General features: G+C 61.2%; 13 protein-coding genes. 8 read left to right on the top strand and 5 right to left on the bottom strand.

The window, feature by feature from the left end:
* The first annotated feature begins 63 nt into the window (after positions 1-63).
* Positions 64-1,458, top strand: coding sequence for a YfcC family protein (locus tag DWX58_RS09680; protein WP_118643368.1), 1,395 nt, complete (start codon positions 64-66; stop codon positions 1,456-1,458).
* Between the two features lie 249 nt (positions 1,459-1,707).
* Here the strand turns inward: DWX58_RS09680 and DWX58_RS09675 are convergent, their stop codons facing one another.
* The 3 genes from DWX58_RS09675 to DWX58_RS09665 form a co-directional block, all read right to left on the bottom strand.
* Positions 1,708-3,342, bottom strand: a complete 1,635-nt coding sequence (locus DWX58_RS09675) for an ABC transporter ATP-binding protein (RefSeq protein WP_118643366.1) — start codon at positions 3,340-3,342, stop codon at positions 1,708-1,710.
* A gap of 4 nt (positions 3,343-3,346) precedes the next feature.
* Positions 3,347-5,176: an iron ABC transporter permease gene (locus DWX58_RS09670; protein WP_118643364.1), complete on the bottom strand. Its 1,830-nt coding sequence runs from the start codon at positions 5,174-5,176 to the stop codon at positions 3,347-3,349.
* A 138-nt stretch (positions 5,177-5,314) separates the two neighbouring features.
* A complete protein-coding gene (locus DWX58_RS09665; protein WP_118643362.1) occupies positions 5,315-6,700 on the bottom strand; it encodes a hypothetical protein in 1,386 nt (461 codons plus the stop codon).
* 229 nt (positions 6,701-6,929) lie between these two features.
* On the opposite strand from DWX58_RS09665, the gene DWX58_RS09660 reads away from it, so the two are divergent.
* The 5 genes from DWX58_RS09660 to DWX58_RS09640 are packed head-to-tail and all read left to right on the top strand — an operon-like array spanning position 6,930 to position 11,857.
* Complete coding sequence (locus tag DWX58_RS09660; protein ID WP_243093410.1) at positions 6,930-7,970, top strand: ABC transporter substrate-binding protein; 1,041 nt, start codon at positions 6,930-6,932, stop codon at positions 7,968-7,970.
* The gene (locus DWX58_RS09655) at positions 7,967-9,676 is read left to right on the top strand and encodes a sensor histidine kinase (RefSeq protein WP_243093408.1); all 1,710 of its coding nucleotides are present in this window, start codon (positions 7,967-7,969) and stop codon (positions 9,674-9,676) included. Before DWX58_RS09660 ends, DWX58_RS09655 begins: the two co-directional genes overlap by 4 nt.
* Positions 9,670-10,416 carry a response regulator gene (locus DWX58_RS09650; RefSeq protein WP_118643358.1) on the top strand — a complete coding sequence of 249 codons (747 nt, stop codon included), beginning with the start codon at positions 9,670-9,672 and terminating at the stop codon, positions 10,414-10,416. The genes DWX58_RS09655 and DWX58_RS09650 overlap by 7 nt, the downstream gene beginning before the upstream one ends.
* A gap of 14 nt (positions 10,417-10,430) precedes the next feature.
* The gene (gene pgmB / locus DWX58_RS09645) at positions 10,431-11,090 is read left to right on the top strand and encodes a beta-phosphoglucomutase (RefSeq protein WP_118643356.1); all 660 of its coding nucleotides are present in this window, start codon (positions 10,431-10,433) and stop codon (positions 11,088-11,090) included.
* Positions 11,087-11,857 carry an HAD family hydrolase gene (locus DWX58_RS09640; protein WP_118643354.1) on the top strand — a complete coding sequence of 257 codons (771 nt, stop codon included), beginning with the start codon at positions 11,087-11,089 and terminating at the stop codon, positions 11,855-11,857. Before pgmB ends, DWX58_RS09640 begins: the two co-directional genes overlap by 4 nt.
* A gap of 58 nt (positions 11,858-11,915) precedes the next feature.
* Here the strand turns inward: DWX58_RS09640 and DWX58_RS09635 are convergent, their stop codons facing one another.
* Complete coding sequence (locus DWX58_RS09635; RefSeq protein WP_243093406.1) at positions 11,916-13,277, bottom strand: MATE family efflux transporter; 1,362 nt, start codon at positions 13,275-13,277, stop codon at positions 11,916-11,918.
* A gap of 270 nt (positions 13,278-13,547) precedes the next feature.
* The gene (locus tag DWX58_RS09630; RefSeq protein ID WP_118643352.1) at positions 13,548-13,991 is read right to left on the bottom strand and encodes an Hsp20/alpha crystallin family protein; all 444 of its coding nucleotides are present in this window, start codon (positions 13,989-13,991) and stop codon (positions 13,548-13,550) included.
* A 581-nt stretch (positions 13,992-14,572) separates the two neighbouring features.
* On the opposite strand from DWX58_RS09630, the gene DWX58_RS09625 reads away from it, so the two are divergent.
* Both DWX58_RS09625 and DWX58_RS09620 read left to right on the top strand, forming a co-directional pair.
* Entirely contained in the window at positions 14,573-16,042 is a 1,470-nt protein-coding gene (locus DWX58_RS09625) for a leucine-rich repeat protein (RefSeq protein WP_118643350.1), read from the top strand.
* Between the two features lie 56 nt (positions 16,043-16,098).
* Positions 16,099-16,296, top strand: a complete 198-nt coding sequence (locus DWX58_RS09620) for a hypothetical protein (protein ID WP_118643348.1) — start codon at positions 16,099-16,101, stop codon at positions 16,294-16,296.
* The last annotated feature ends 57 nt before the right edge of the window (positions 16,297-16,353 follow it).

The raw sequence follows: 16,353 nt of genomic DNA, 5'->3' as shown, positions 1-16,353 counted from the left end.
GGATGGCGGTCCGCGCGGCTGCCGGGTTGTAATTTGGAGAAATGAAATTAAGGAGGAGTTCCCGTGAAACCGGACAATACCCTAACGAAAAAAAGCAAGCGCACCGTCCCACACATTTATGCCCTGCTCTTTGCCATCATTGTCGTATGTACCATTTTGACCTGGATTCTCCCCGCCGGCCAGTTTGACCGTGTGGATGACGTGGTGGTGGCCGGCACCTTCCATGCCGTGGAATCCACCCCCGTTGGCCTGTTCCAGATGTTCCAGCTCATCCACACCGGCTTCTGTGATGCCGGGGGCGTCATCTTCTTCGTCTTCATCGCCTACGCCTCCATTGGCATGATCATCTCCAGCGGCGCCTTCAACGGCCTGGTGGCCGCCCTGCTGCGGCTCTTTAAGGGCAAGGCCCGTGTGGTCATTATCCCCGTGTTCCTGACCATCGTGGGCATCGCCTCCTCCACCATCGGCCTTTTCGAGGAGTGGTTCCCCTTCATCCCTGTCTTCACCGGAATCGCTGTGGCCATGGGCTTTGACGCCATTGTGGGTCTGGCCATCGTGGCTGTGGGCGCCGGCATGGGCTATTCCGGCGCCATGATGAACCCCTTCACCGTGGGCGTGGCCCAGGGCATCGCCGGTGTGGCCCCCGCCTCCGGCGTCCTCTTCCGTCTGTTCTGCCACCTGTGCATGATCGCGGTGGCCTCCGTCCTCATCATCCGCTACGCCCTGAAGGTCCAGGCCGATCCCACCAAGAGCCTGGTCTACGGCGACAACCTGGCCGCTCAGATGAGCGAGGAGGACGTGCAGAACGCCCGCTTCGGCATCCGGGAGATTCTGGTGCTGCTCATTTTGCTGTGCGGCATCATCGTGGTGGTCATTGGCTGTCAGCAGTACGGCTGGTACTTCACCGAGCTGGCCGCTGTCTTTATGATCATGGGTATTCTCAGCGCCATTGTCATGGGCTGGAGCGTAAATGAAATCGCCCGCAAGTATGAGGCCGGCTTTACCAACGTGGCCATGGCCTGTATGATGATCGGTCTGGCCCGCGGCATCCTCATGGTGCTCCAGGCCGGCAACATCATCGACACCATCGTGTACTACATGTCCCTGCCCCTGTCCCTGCTCCCCGCCTGGCTCTCCGCCGTGGCCATGCTGGTGCTCCAGACCTTCCTGAACTTCCTCATCCCCTCCGGCTCCGGACAGGCAGCCACCTCCATGCCCATCATGGCTCCCCTGGCCGACCTGCTGGGCCTGCACCGGGACGTGGCCGTTCTGGCCTTCCAGTTCGGCGACGGCCTGTCCAACATCGTCTGGCCCACCGGCTTCGCCGCCATTATGGCCGGTCTGGCCGGCGTCAAGGTCACCAAGTGGTGGAAGTTTGTGGTGCCTGTGTTCCTGTGCCTGTTCGTGACCCAGGCCCTGCTCATCATTCTGGCTGTGGCCACCGGCTTCGGCGGCTGATTGTTCCGCTTTTTCCAACTCTTCCGGCCGTCTGTCCATCCTTCTCCCGGGCAGACCGCCGTCCTTCCCGGCCGCCCCTTCTCCCGACCTGCGGCCAATCTCCCTTCTTTTCTGTGTCCGGTCCTCTGTGCATACAGGGGGCCGGACACGCCCTTTTATCCCCCTTTTCCGTACGTCTCCCGTCCCAGCACAAAATCCGGGGCGGGCCTTATGGCCCGCCCCGGATTTCTTCTCGTCATGATTTCCTTTTTATACTTCCAGAGATCCCACCGCGATGCGCTGGCCGCTCTTCCGGTCAAAGAGCATGACGTTCTCTCCGGAGATGTCCACATGGATTTTGGAGCCGATGGTGAAGAGGGTGCTGCCGAAGACCACGCCGGTGAGGAGGAAGTCGTCCACACGCGCCTTGATGGTGGACTCCATACCGGTGGGCATGGCGCCGTAGATTTCGCCCTCCAGGTTGCCGCTGTCCACAATGTCCACGGCCTCGGGGCGGATGCCCAGCACAAAGTCCTCGTTGGTGATGACGGGCTCCTCCTGGAGGGAGAAGTCATCCTCCACCACCTTGGCGATGTGGTAGCGGAAGACCTCGTCCTTGTTGCCCTTCTCCACATAGCCCTTCTCCGCGGCCTTGGCCTTCACCTTGGCCGCCTTCTCCTCTGCCGCCTTGTCCCGGCTCTGGAACCAGGCGTTCAGGTCCAGGGGGGCGGCGGGACGGAAGATGGCCTTCCGGCCCTGGAAGATCGTGAGCTCCAGAGCGCCGTCCGCCTTCTGAGCGCCCTTGGCCTCCACAAAGTTGATGGAGGGGTTGCCCACGAAGTCGGCCACAAAGAGGTTGTTGGGCCGGTTGTAGACGGTGAGGGGGGCGTCGTACTGCTGCAGGACGCCGTTTTCAATGAGGCAGATCTGGGTGGCCAGGGTCATGGCCTCCATCTGGTCGTGGGTGACGTAGACAAAGGTGGAACCGGTCTCCACGTGGAGGCGCTGCAGCTCGTAGCGCATCTCCAGGCGCAGCTTGGCGTCCAGGTTGGACAGGGGCTCATCCATGAACAGCACGGAGGGCTCGGGGGCCAGGGTGCGGGCAATGGCCACGCGCTGCTGCTGGCCGCCGGAGAGCTCGGCGGGGTAGCGGTCCATGAACATGCCGATCTTTACGATGCGGGACACCCGGCGGACGGTGAGGTCGATTTCCTCGCGGGTGAGCTTCCGGGTCTCGGTGACCACCTGGCCGCCCTTTACCAGCCGGAACTCCTCGTCCAGCTCCCCTCCGGCGGAGGCGGCCGCCTTCCGGGCAGCGGCCGCCTTGGCCTGGAGGGAGGAAATGGTGCCCGACAGGTCGGGCTTCTTCTCCAGATGGTAGGAGAAGAGCTGTTTGGCGGTGTAGATGGAGATGGTAAAGGCGTCAATGAGCTTCAGCTGGGCCTTTTTCTCGTCCAGCTTGCCGTTTTTGTCCCGGCACTCCTCCAGCACCTTTACCACTTCGCCCGGCTGCTTGAGGATCTCCGCCAGGCGGGCGGCGTTCTTGGCCTCAAAGTCAATCTTGGGCAGGGGCTCCTTGATGTTCTTCAGACCGAAGGAGATGTTCTCATAGACGGTCATGTTGGGCCACAGGGCGTAGTTCTGGAAGAGGAAGCCCACCTTGCGCTTGTTGGCGGGGACGTTGATGCCCAGCTCACTGTCGAAGACCACCTGGTCCCCGATGGTAATCCGTCCGGAGGTGGGGGTCTCCAGGCCGGCGATCATGCGCAGAGTGGTGGTCTTGCCGCAGCCGGAGGGGCCCAGCAGGGTGACAAAGGCGTTGTCTTCAATGACCAGGTCCAGGTCGTCCACGGCGTAGAATTTGCCCCAGCGCTTGGTCACATGTTCTAATCTGATTTCAGGCATGGTTTTAACCTCCTATTCCCTTATCCAGGCTGGCCCCGGTGACCTTGTTGACCACGGTGTTGCACACCAGAATGGTGATGATCAGAATCAGGTTGATGCCGCTGGAGAAGGCGTACAGACCCATCTCGTCAAAGTAGTCCAGGGTGGTGGACAGGATGAAGCCCTGGGTACACAGCAGCATGAACAGCGACAGCTCACGCAGGCAGGTCATGAAGGGCAGCATGTAGCCGCTGATGATGGACGATTTCTGGATGGGGATGATAATGCGGGTCATCCGCTTGATCCAGGGGATGTCCTGGATGATGGCCGCCTCCTCGATCTCACCGGAGAGCTGGAGCATGGAGTTGAGGGAGCTGCGGCTGGCAAAGGGGATGTACTTGATGGTGCCCGCAATAATCAGCAGCGTGTAGGTGTTGAACAGATTGACGTGTTCGTTGGAGAACAGCACGAAGAAGGCGGCGCCCACGGCAATGGAGGGCATGAGGTACGGGAGGAAGGCCATGGAGTTTACGTAGTTTGCCCCGCGACTTCGCCGGTTTTTGGAGACCGCGTAGCCGATGAGGGTGCCGATGGTGCCCGCCAGCAGGGCGCAGGCCACGCTGACCAGGATGGTGCCCCTGAAGGCGTTCCAGATGGTCTCGTTGTGGAGGATGCCCTTCTGGCCGTACATGCCGTTTTCGGTGATGTTTTCGTCGGTGGTCCACCACTTGGTGGTGAGGTTATCCGTGTCCCCGGTGTACAGGAAGGAGTAGTCGCCGGGGTTGGGCAGGAAGGTCTCAAAGGCAAAGGAGACGATGGGGAAAATGCTGGTAAAGAAGGTGACGATGACCAGCACCAGGGCGATGACGTATTTCCCCACCCGGCCCAGGTTGATTTTGGAGATCTGGCCGGACTTGCCGGTGACGGTGGTGTAGTTCTTCCGGCTGTGGAGGGACATCTGGTTGAGGAACATGATGGCCACGCCGAATACCATCATAATGATGGCCAGGATGCTGGCCTCGCCGGTGTACTTGGAGTTCATGGACACGTACTTGGTGGACAGGGTGGTGAGACCCAGGTAGTGGGGCACCGGGTAAGAGCCCATGGAGCTGCCGAAGACCAGCAGGATGGTGGACAGGATGGCGGGCTTGACCATGGGAAGGGTGATCTTGAACATGGTCTTCCACTTGGGAGTATCCAGAATGGTGGCCGCCTCCTCCAGGTTGGCATCCATGTTGCGGAAGATGCCGCCGATGAGGATGTAGGCGAAGGGGGCGTAGTGGAGGCCCAGCACCACCAGGCTGGGGAACAGGCCCTTGCACCACCAGATGGGCATGTTAATGCCCAGGGTGGCGGAGAGCAGGCCGTTGGAGGTGCCGGTGACGGCGTTGGAGTTAAAGAGGTTCTGCCACACCACGGCCAGAGTCCACTGGGGCATGATGTAGGGGAAAATGAAGATGGAGCTGAGGTACTTCCGCCAGGCCAGGTTGGTGCGGGTGACCAGGAAGGCGAATATGCCGCCGAAGAGGATGGAGACCACGCAGGTGCCCACGGCCAGGTAGACGGTATTCAGCAGAGGGGTCCACAGGTTTGTTTTGGCCAGGTTGCTGGTAAAGAGGTCAATGTAGTTGACCAAGGTATAGCCGCTGACCTGGCCGGTGAGATGGGCGTCAATTGTGCCGGGGTGGATTTTAAAGGTGTCCTCCACAATGGCTACCACCGGGGCGATGGTGGTGATGGTGACCACGATGCCCATGAGCAGCAGAATCACATTGTGGGGCTTGGAGAGAAAGGTCTTCACCTTGTTCCACGCGATCCCGGACCGGCTGGGGCGCAGGGCGGTTGATTGGTTCATAGCGGTACTCCTCTCGTCAGGAATAGAGGGGCGCCCTTGGAGACGGGAATGGTGCTCCAAGGGCGCCCTGTTCAGCATTCAGGGTTCATGAACGTTCAGCAGCGTCCCAAGGTCAAAGCGGCTTTGGGTTGGAGCGAATCAGCCGGCGCTGTACTTATCCAGCATCTCGATCCAGCTGCCCACGGTGAAGGAGACGGAGGCGCAGTACTCGGGATCCTCCAGCACCAGCTTGCCATCCTTCACCCACCAGTCGTAGCCGTGGTCGTTGAGCGCGGCAAACTCCACGGTGGTGCCGTCCTCGGCCATGCCGCCGGTCTGGTGGTGATAGATCTCCTCGTTCTCAGCCGCCACGTTGGGGTTGGAGGAGTAACCGCCGATGTCCTTGCCCCAGGCGGAGAAGCCGTCGGCGGTGCAGGTCATGTAGGCGATGAAGGCGCAGGCGGTCCAGGGCAGGGGGCTGTTGTCGGTGACGAACAGGTAGTGGCAGTAGCCGAAGCCGCCCATGCCGGTGTAGCCGTCGTTGTAAGCGGCCACGGTGATGTTATTCTTGGAGACGGAGGCGGACTCCTCTACGGAGCGCAGCTTGGAGTAAACGATGAGGCCGAACTGATCGGTGGCAGACTTGTCAACCAGGGTGTTGCAGATGGGGCCGTCGTCGGTCTGGGCATTGTAGCTGCCCACCCACAGCTTGATCCAAGCCAGGGCGTACTTGCCGTTTTCACCCAGGCCCAGGCTCTCGGCCTCGGAGGCCATGGCGTCGATGGTGGGCTGGAAGTAGGCCTGCTCCTCGGCGGAGAGGGCCTCAAAGGCCTCCTTCAGCATGGCGGAGTAGTCGTCCCGGGTGAGCATGTACAGGAAGTTCTTGCCCACGATCTCGGAGTCGATGTCCATAAACAGGCCGTGCTCGCCCTCGGCCACGAAGTCCCAGCAGTTGTCATAGGTCTTGGAGCCGGTGTTGTTGTACATGAAGATCTTGTTCAGGGTCTGGAGCGGCAGGTAGCCCTCATACTCCTCGGCGGTGGTGCCGTTGGCGTCGGCCCAGTCCTTGGGGATGAAGGTGTCCAGGATGCCGGTCTGGACCATCTTGGACTCGATCTGGTTGCCGTCCTGGATGAGGGTCATGGCGAAGGTGCCGGTCTCCTTCAGGGAGTCGGCGGTGAGCTGATCAAAGATCTTGTTGTTCTTGGGCTGCTGCCACTCGAACTCCAGGGTGTAGTTGGGATCGATGGTCTGCAGGTACTCAATGAACAGGGGCAGGGCGCTCTTGCCGCGGCTGGAGTTGCCCACGCCGTAGAACATCTTGCCGTTGGACTCCTCGATGGCCTTCTTGGCCAGCTCCTCCAGGGTCATGCCCTGGGCCTCCTGGATGATCTTCTGGGTCTCGGTCAGGTTGGCGGGCTCACCGCCGCCGGAACCGGAGCCGGAGGGAGTGCTGCCGCTGCCGGAGGGAGCGGCGTTGTTGCCGCAGGCAACCAGCGCCAGAGACAGGGATGCGGCCAGAAGCAGAGAGAGCAATCGTTTCATCGTTTCATATCCTCCTTTATCACAATTCACTAAAACGAGCATTGGCAAATCCAATCGCTCTGGTCATTTTTATTGTATTCGCCCGGCCCTCTCCTGAACAGGGGACAAATCTGCGGTTTTTTGAGTCAGACTGCAATGTTGGTGAAATATGGATGAACGGCGGGGAAATCTTGTGCTATAATGGGAAAAAATCCACAACCCCACAGAGGAAGTTTAAGGAGGGATGACCATGAACCGACACCGGGCACGGGCCCTTGTGTGCCTGATGCTGGCCGCCCTTCTGGCCCTGACGGGCTGCAGCTCCCGCCCGGAGGACCGGTCTGCCGCCTCCTTTGCCCCCGACGAGGAACACCGGCTGGTGGTCTACACCTCCCACAAGGAGGAGGTGTACCGCCCCATCATCAAGGAATTTGAGGCCCGCACGGGCATCTGGGTGGAGCTGGTGGTGGGCGGCACCAACGAGCTGCTGGACCGCCTGGTCCAGGAACAGGAGCACCCCCAGGCCGACGTGATGTTCGGCGGCGGCGTGGACAGTCTGGAGGCCTACGCCTCCTGCTTCACCCCCTACTTCTGCCGGGACTGGGAGCTGCTGGACCCGGAGCTGCGCTCCCCCATCGGCCTGTGGACCCCCTTTTCCGCCCTGCCGGTGGTGCTCATTTATAACACCAAGCTGGTCTCTCCCGGGCAGCTCACTGCCTGGAGCGACCTCTTCTCCCCCGCCTTTCAGGGGCGCATCGCCTTCTGTGACCCCAGTGTCTCCGGCTCCTCCTACACCGGCCTTGTGACCCTGCTGAAAGCCGTGGGCGGGGACAGGGATGAGACGCTGCGCCGCTTTGCCGTCAGCCTGGACGGGCGGCAGCTGGACAGCTCCGGGGCCGTGCTGGACTCGGTGGCCGACGGCACGGACCTGGTGGGCATCACCCTGGAGGAGACCGCCCTGAAGCGGGGGGCCGAGGGCGCGGAGCTGGGCATCGTCTACCCCAGCGACGGCACCAGCTGCGTCCCCGACGGCTGTGCTCTGGTGAAGGGAGCGGCCCACGAGGAAAATGCCCAGCTGTTTCTGGACTTCATCTCCGGCCTGGACGTACAGCGGCAGATGGAGACCTCCTTCTCCCGCCGCCCCATCCGCAAGATCCAGGATCTTGCCTCCACCCTCCCGTTGATGGAGAATATCCCTCTGGTGGACTACGACATCCCCTGGGCCAGTGAAAACCACAATAAGATCCTCATGTCCTGGGCCTTTTACTTCGGAGGGGGTGAGGAGCCGTGAAGAAGGTGACCCACTCCTTCCGCACCCGGCTGTTTGTGGGCTTTCTGGTGGCCTCCCTGGTGCCGGTGCTGCTGTGTTCGGCCATGCTGCTGCAGGTCTTCCGCCTCCGTCTGGACAGCCAGACGGACCAGGAGAGCCGTGGGCAGCTGAGCCGGGTGGTGGAGACCCTGGACAGTCTGTACGCCGGCTTCCGCCAGACTGCCCTGGCCCTCCAGGCCAGCCCCTATGTGGCCCCAGCCCTGGCCGGAGGCCAGGGAGAGAGCGGCATGGTTTACAGTGAGCTGTACAGCGCCACCGAGGGCAGCCGCTCCGCCGCCCGTTTTGACCTCTTCAACGGGGACGGCACCTGTCTCTACTCCACCGGCAGCGCCCCCTTCGGCGCCCAGCTCCCCACCCATTGGGGCGTACTCCACGCCGCCCGGCAGGCCAAAAGCCTGGTCTTTGCCCAGGTGGACGGCGGCGAGGGCAACAGCGCCGTGCTCTTTCAGGGGGCCGCCCGAATCCCCGACGGTGAAGACGGGACGGCGGGCTATCTGGTCATCACCATGACCCGTGGCGACTTCAGCCGCCTTCTGGAGGGGAGCTACGGGGCCCAAAATGACCTGCTTTTACTCAACTCCTACTGGCGCACCGTCTATGCCACCCAGACCTCCCTGACCGACGATCTGGCTCCCCTGCTGCGGGAGCAGCTTCTGAAGGGCGAGCCGCTGGGGCAGTCGGGGACCCCCTACGCCTACCGGGTGGCCCTTCAGGAGGAGATGGGCCTCTATGTGGTGCTTCAGTACCCCCAGTCCCTGAACCCCGGTACCCGGCGGCTGCTGACCACCGTCACCGGCGGCAGCGCCCTGGTGTGCGTGGCCCTCTCCATTCTCATGAGCCTGCGCCTGAGTCGGCAGATGTTCCGCCCCATTCAGCGGCTGCACGGCGCTATCGGCCAGGTGGTTCAGAACAACCTGAACGTATACGTGCCCCCCGGCCAGAACGATGAGCTGGGCCAGCTGGCCCAGCGCTTCAACGGCATGGTGGCCGCCCTCAAGCGAAACCAGGAGCAGCTAGTGGAAAACCAGCGGGAGCTCAATGAGGCCCAGATCCGCATGCTCCAGGCTCAGCTCAACCCCCACTTCCTGTGCAACACCCTGGACACCATGAAGTGGATCAGCAAAATCAATCAGGTGCCCCAGGTGGCCCTCATGTCCACCGACCTTGCGGACATTCTCCGCTTCTGCATCTCCCCCGATGAGTTCGTCCCCCTGAGCCGGGAAGTGGAAATTCTCCGCCGCTACATGGAGATTCAGTCCATCCGCTTATCCGCCCGGTGCCGGTTTGAGGTGGACCTGCCCCCGGATCTGGAGGACTGCCTGGTGCCCAAAATGATTCTCCAGCCCATTGTGGAAAACGCCGTCCTCCACGGTCTGGACGGCGTGGAGGACGGCGTGGTTCGGGTTCAGGTGCGGGCGGTGGAGGGCAATACCCTGCGTATCTCCGTCACAGACAACGGCCGGGGCCTGCCCCCGGAGCTGGTGGGGCCCTATGTGCGCAGCAGCGAGCCTGCCGGACGAAGCCATCTGGGCCTTTACAACGTGGACACCATTTTGAAAAAGCACTACGGCCCGGACTACGGGCTCTATCTGGACCGGCGGGAGGATGGACCGGGCACGGAGGTGACCGCCACCCTACCCCTGCGAAAGGAGGAGGAACCATGCTGAAGGTACTGGTGGTAGAAGACGAGGAGATGATCCGCAAGGGCATAGTCTTGGCGGTGGACTGGGCCGCCCTGGACTGCGTGGTGGTGGGCGAGTCCGCCGACGGCGAGGAGGCCCTGGAGGCTGTGGAGCGCTACCACCCCTCCCTCATCATCACCGATCTGAAAATGCCCCGGATGGACGGCATCCAGATGCTGGAAAAGCTGCGGGAGCGGGGCAATCAGGCCTACGTCATCATCCTCACCGCCTACGACAGCTTCTCCTACGCCCAGAGCGCCCTGCGTCTGGGGGCGGTGGACTTTCTCCTCAAGCCCTTCCACGATGGGGAGCTGGAGCAGGCGGTGACCAATCTGCGCCGCCGGATGGAGGCCGGCCAGCGGCCCCAGGAGCCCGCCCTGCCCGGCCTTAAGAAGGGGGACAAGAGCAAGTACGTCCTCCAGGCCATGGACTACATCGGCGAGCACTACGGGGAGCAGAACATCTCCGTGGGGACCATCGCCCAGCACCTGGGGCTCAGCGAGAGCCATCTGAGCCACCTGTTCCGCAAGGAGACAGACTACACCATTTTGAATTACCTCACCCGCTACCGCATCCACAAGGCCATGGAGCTGCTGCGGGACTGCCGGCTGAAGGTCTATGAGATCGCCGAGCAGGTGGGCTACCGGGACATCACCTACTTCTCCGCCACCTTTAAAAAGGTGGTGGGGATGAGCCCGTCGGAATTCCAGGACACCTGTCGTTGAAGGAGGCTTCGTCTGTGATCAAGGGCATTTTGTTTGACCTGGACGGGGTGCTCCTGTCCACGGAGCAATTCCACTTTCAGGCCTGGAAGGCTCTGGCCGACCGGTTGGGCATCCCCTTTGACCAGGCCCAGGGGGACCGGTGCCGGGGAGTGTCCCGCATGGACAGTCTGGACATCGTGCTGGAGGGCAGCCCCCGCTCCTACACCCCGGAGGAAAAGCTCTGCCTGGCGGAGGAAAAAAACAACACCTACCGCTCCATGCTGGCGCGTCTCACTCCGGCGGACCTGTCGGAGGAGACGGTCCGGGTGCTCACCACCCTGCGGCAGCGGGGCTATCGTCTTGGACTGGCCTCCGCCAGCAAGAACGCCCCCCTCATTCTGGAAAAAACCGGACTGGGGAAGCTGCTGGACGGGGGAGCGGACGGAAACACCGTCACCCACTCCAAGCCCCACCCGGAGGTATTTTTCAAGGCGGCAGAGTCCCTGGGGTTGGACCCGGGGGACTGCATGGGGGTGGACGACGCCGTGGCCGGCGTGCAGGCCATTCATGCAGCGGGGATGCCCGCCGCCGCCATGGGCCCGGCGGCTCAGGCCGGCCTGGGCGACTGGAATCTGGAGACGCTGTCCCAGCTGCTGGAACAGTGTCCCCCACTGGAGGAAGCAAATCAATTATGATTCGACTCATTGCATGTGACATTGACGGCACCCTGCTCCACGGGGATGAGACTCAGATCTCTCCCCGGGTGTTTGAGGAGATTGACCGCCTGGCGGCCAAGGGCATTCCCTTTTGTCCCGCCAGCGGGCGGCAGTACAGCAGCCTGCGGCGGCTGTTTCGGCCGGTGGCAGACCGGCTCTACTACGTATGCGAAAACGGCGCCGTGGTCTTCGGCCCCGGCAATCCCGGCCCCCTGCTGGCCAAGACGGCCATGGACCGCACTCTGGCCGAGGCGCTGTGCAGGGACATCCTGGCCCTGGACCAGTGCGAGGTACTGGTCTCCGGCGTAAACACCAGCTATCTCTGTCCCAAAAAGCCCGACGTAGTGGATCACGTCCGGTACTTCGTGGGCAACCGGGTGGCCCTGGCCGACCGGCCGGAGGACATCCCCGAGGACATGGTGAAGGTGTCCGCCTACTGCCGCCGGACGGCCGCCGAGGTGGAGCCCCTGCTGGCCCCCAAGTGGCGCGCCCACTTTCAGGCGGCGGTGGCGGGCGAAACGTGGCTGGACTTCACCCTGGCGGACAAGGGGACGGGCATCCGGGCCCTGTGCGCCGCCATGGGCATTGCCCCGGAGGAGGTCATGGCCATCGGGGACAACTACAACGACCTGCCTATGCTGGAGGTGGTGGGCACGCCCTACATCATGGAAAACGCGGTGGAGGACCTGCGCCGCCGCTTTCCCCGCCGCTGCACCCGGGTGGAGGACCTGCTGGCCACACTGTGACCCCCGTTTTCAAAAACCCCCCCGGCCGCCTGTGAAAAGGCGGCCGGGGCAAATTGCGTTAAAGCCTCGGCTTACATTTAAAGTACATAAAGAAGGACAGCGCCACCGTCAGTATATCCGCGGTGGCCTGGGACCACACAATACCGTACATCCCAAAAATGGAGTTGAGCAGGAAGAGCATGGGGATGTTGAATACCACCCACCGGGTCACCCCCAGGAACAGGGAGATGTGTCCCTTTCCGAAGGCCTGGAACAGGTAGACGGTAAAGAAGCTCAGAAACATCAGGGGCGTGGCCAGCACCCGAATCCGCAGAAACTGGGAGGCCATCTCCACCGTTTGGGTGTCGGAGATAAAGAGGTGGGAAAACTGCACCGCAAACAGCTCGTAAAGGACCACGCTGACCGCCGCAATGACAAGGCCCAGCCCCCGGGAGAGGCGGATGGTGTCCTCCATCCGCTGCTTGTTCCCCGCCGCGTAGTTGTAGGCCACCAGGGGCATCATGCCCTGGCAGATACCGATGCCCACATTCAGGGGGAAGCGCTCCACCTTCAGCACAATTCCGATGGCGGCCAGAGCCAGGTCCCCGTAGGACACCATCAGCTTGTCGATGATGACATAGTCCAGGTCAAAGAGGAAGGTGGTAATGGCTGAGGGCAGACCCACCGCAAACACGGCGGCAATGCTGCTCCGCCGGGCCAGCCCCACCCGGGGGCTAAAGGTGATGATGGAGTCCTTTCCCATGCGGATTACTACCACCAGGAAAAACAGGCAGGCGACACAGTTTGACAGGCAGGTGGCCACGCCGGCGCCCAGCACCTCCTGGCCGTCAGGCATCAGCACAAACATAAAGAGAGGGTCCAGGGCGATGTTCAGAAGTCCGCCCAGAATGATGCCCGCCCCGGCCTCCTTGGACCGGCCGATGCTGCGCAGCAGGTTGGACAGCACGTTGGAGAGCACCGTGGGGATACCTCCGGTGACAATGACGCACAGGGCGTACTGCCGGGCGTAGGCGTAGGTGTTGTCTCCCGCCCCCAAAAGGGCCAGGATGGGCTCCATAAAGAGGGCCATACCCAGAGAAAACAGCGCCGCAATGGCCGCCCCCAGATACAGGGAGAAGGTGGCGGCCCGTCGGGCCTCCTCCACCTGCTTCTGGCCCAGCAGCCGGGCAATGAGCGCGCCGCCGCCGATGCCCGCAAGGCCGGCCAGGCAGAGGGTGATATTGAACACCGGCAGAATGAGGGAGGTGCTGGCCACCATGTAGGGGTTGCCCGTCTGCCCCACAAAAAAGGTGTCCGCCATGTTGTAAATCAGCACAATGAGCTGACTGGTCACTGCCGGGACAATCATCACCCGCAGCGCCTTGGGGACGGAATAGGTTTGGAAGATGTCCTCTCGGGAGGCTGTTACTTGCTGCTTCATCGCTTTTAAACCCGCATTTTCCTCTGATTCTTTGCCTGCGGTCCGGCTGGGCCCTTTGGTCCGTCGAACGGAAGCCTTTTGGTTGTCGTTACGCTGCTATTATAGAGAGCACCGGGGCAGGATGCAAGGGGCAGGCTCCACTTTTTCCTGCCATTTCCGGGCAAAAGGAAACACTTCGTCTGATCAGGTCAGTTTTTCATAAAAACAGGGGCTTTGGAACAAAAGGGGCGTCTCCGCCGCAGCGGAGACGCCCCTTTTGTTGTATTTTGGTTATCCGATGGCAATGGTGGAACTCTTGGGCAGTTCCTTCTTGGCCTGCTTGGGCATGGACAGCTTCAGGATACCGTCCCCGTACTTGGCGGTCACATCCTCGGCCTCCACATCGCCCACGTAGAAGCTCCGGCTGCAGGCGCCGGCGTAACGCTCCTGGCGGATGTACTTGCCTTTCTTGTCCTTCTCGTCCTTATCTAGGCCCTTGGCGGCACGGATGGTCAGGTAGCCGTCCTCCAGGTCCACGCTAATCTCGTCCTTCTTGAAGCCGGGCAGGTCAATGTCCACCTCGTAGGTGTCCTCGGTCTCCCGCACATCGGTCTTCATCAGGTTCTTGGCGTGCTTGCCATACAAGGGATTGCGGCCATTCCACATGGGGAGCATCCCAAAATTATCATCGAAAAATTCATCGAACAAATTCTCACCAAACATGCTGGGCAACATAAGTCATTCCTCCATTCATAGCACTTATCTTTTGCCCTGCGGGAGGAGCTCTTTTTGCTCCTCTCTCTTGGAACACCTCTGTTATAGCACCAGAAATTAGCACTGTCAATCGACGAGTGCTAATATTTACAAAAACACCAAAGTTTGTTCACAAAATATGCGATTTTCAAAGATTTATCCCATAAAAGTTTTGACTTTTTAGGTTTGGAGGTATTTCCCAACCCTCCGCTTTTTGGGGGTTTTGAAGCAGGGCAAAAATTTTTGTCTTCCGGGTGCTTTTTCCCCTGTTTCGATCTACAATTGGTAAAAATGCAGCACCTTTTTCCGCCCCCTGGGCGTCCTGCATTTCATTGTTAAAAAATGTTATGGTTTTTAAAACCGTTTGGTTCCCTCCCGGCACTCTACGATGTAAGCCGGAGGGCGGGGAGGCTGCCGGCGGGCGGCTGAAAAATAATTTAAAAATTTTTCAAGTTTTATAAAACCGGCGGCGGGCGAACCGGCACTCTATACCAGAAGGAACGGAAAAGGGCTTCCGCCCCATCCATCCGAAAGCAAGTTTGTGTTGAAAAGGAGCGGTATCTATGAAAAAAACACGTCGGCTTTTGTCCCTGGTCCTGACCCTGGCCCTGTGTCTGGGCATGGCAGTGACCGCCCAGGCCGCCAGCATCAGCTATGAAGTGGAGGGCGGCAAGATCTACTTCAACGCCAACACCGGCACCATCACCGGCTGCGACCTGTCCGCCTCCCGGGTGGACATCCCCTCGGAAATTTACGGCGTCCCCGTCACTGCCATCGGCAAGGGGGCCTTCCGCAGCGGCTTGACCCGGGCCAAGCTGGAGCAGGTCACCATCCCCAACACCGTCACCTCCATCGGCGATCAGGCTTTTTACGACTGTGAATTTCTCACCAGCGTGGTCATCCCCGACAGCGTCACCTCGGTGGGCAAGCAGGCTTTTACCAGCTGCGACGCTCTGACCAGCGTGGTCATCGGCCGGGGCGTGACCACCATCCCCAGGGAGATGTTCTCCTACTGTGAATCCCTCACCGACCTCACCATTCCCGGCACGGTGAAATTCATTGACGACATGGCCTTCTGCAACTCCGGTCTGACCTCTGTCACCCTGCCCGACGGCGTTACCCAGCTGGGGGACATGGTGTTCCACGGCTGCGAAGATCTGGTCAGCGCCTACCTGCCCGACAGCATCACTGAGATCGGTGCCGGCACCTTCAATTACTGCTATAAGCTCACCGACGTACACCTGCCCGGCTTCCTCACTGCCATCCCCACCCGCACCCTGAGCAACTGCGGCAGCCTGGAGGAGGTCTCCATTCCCAGAGGAGTCACCACCATTCACGGCGGCGCTTTTGAAAGCAGCCGCAACCTGAAAACCGTCACCATCCCCGCCAGCGTCACCGAAATCGGCCTGGGCGCCTTCCAGTTCTGCTACGCCCTGGAGGACGTGTGGTACGGCGGCACCCTCCAGCAGTGGATGAAGCTGAAGGTGGGCTCCTACAACCAGTATCTCACCGGCGCCAACGTCCACTTCAGCGAGCCCGTGGCCAATCTCACCGACGTGATGTCCAACGACTACTACGCCGACGCGGTGGTCTGGGCCATGAACCATGGCATCACCGCCGGCACCTCCGCCACCACCTTCTCCCCCTCCGCCACCGTCACCCGAGCCCAGGCCGTCACCTTCCTGTGGCGGGCCGCCGGCTCCCCCCAGCCCACCTCCACCGTCTCCCCCTTCAAGGACGTGTCCGATCCCGGCCAGTACTACTACCTCCCCGTGCTGTGGGCTGCCCAGCAGGGCATTACCAGCGGCGTGAGCGCCGACTCCTTCGGCCCTGACCTTCCCCTGGCCTACAACCAGATTTTCACCTTCCTGTGCCGGGCCGCCGGGGACTCCCTGGTGGGCAGCGACTGGTCCTCCGCCGCCGTGAACTGGGCCCGGAACGCCGGCCTCACCGACGGACTGGCCTTCCAGGCCGGCCGCAGCTGCCCCCGCAGCGACGTGATTTACTGTCTGTGGAAGCAGATGGCAAATTAAATATTCCAATTAAATATTCCCAAAAACAAAAAAGAGAGAATAAGGAGATGTCTTTCATGAAAAAACTGATGGTTCTGATCGTTTCCCTGGCTGCTGTGGCCAGCCTCACCGCCTGCGGCTCCTCCCACTGCAAGGAGTGTGACAAGGAAGTCTATAAGGACGGCTACTGCGAGTATCACTACGCCATCAATGTGGCCCAGGACGTGGTGGGCGACGCCGCTGACGACCTGCTGAACTCCCTCATGGGCGGCTGAGTTTTCCGGGCTTTTTCGCTCGTTTCCCTTAATTTTCGGTCAAAACAACACGCCCCG

Source organism: Pseudoflavonifractor sp. AF19-9AC, assembly GCF_003478995.1.
In the GTDB taxonomy this organism is placed as follows: Bacteria; Bacillota; Clostridia; order Oscillospirales; family Oscillospiraceae; genus Lawsonibacter.
This window is presented reverse-complemented; position numbering and strand designations above follow the sequence as displayed.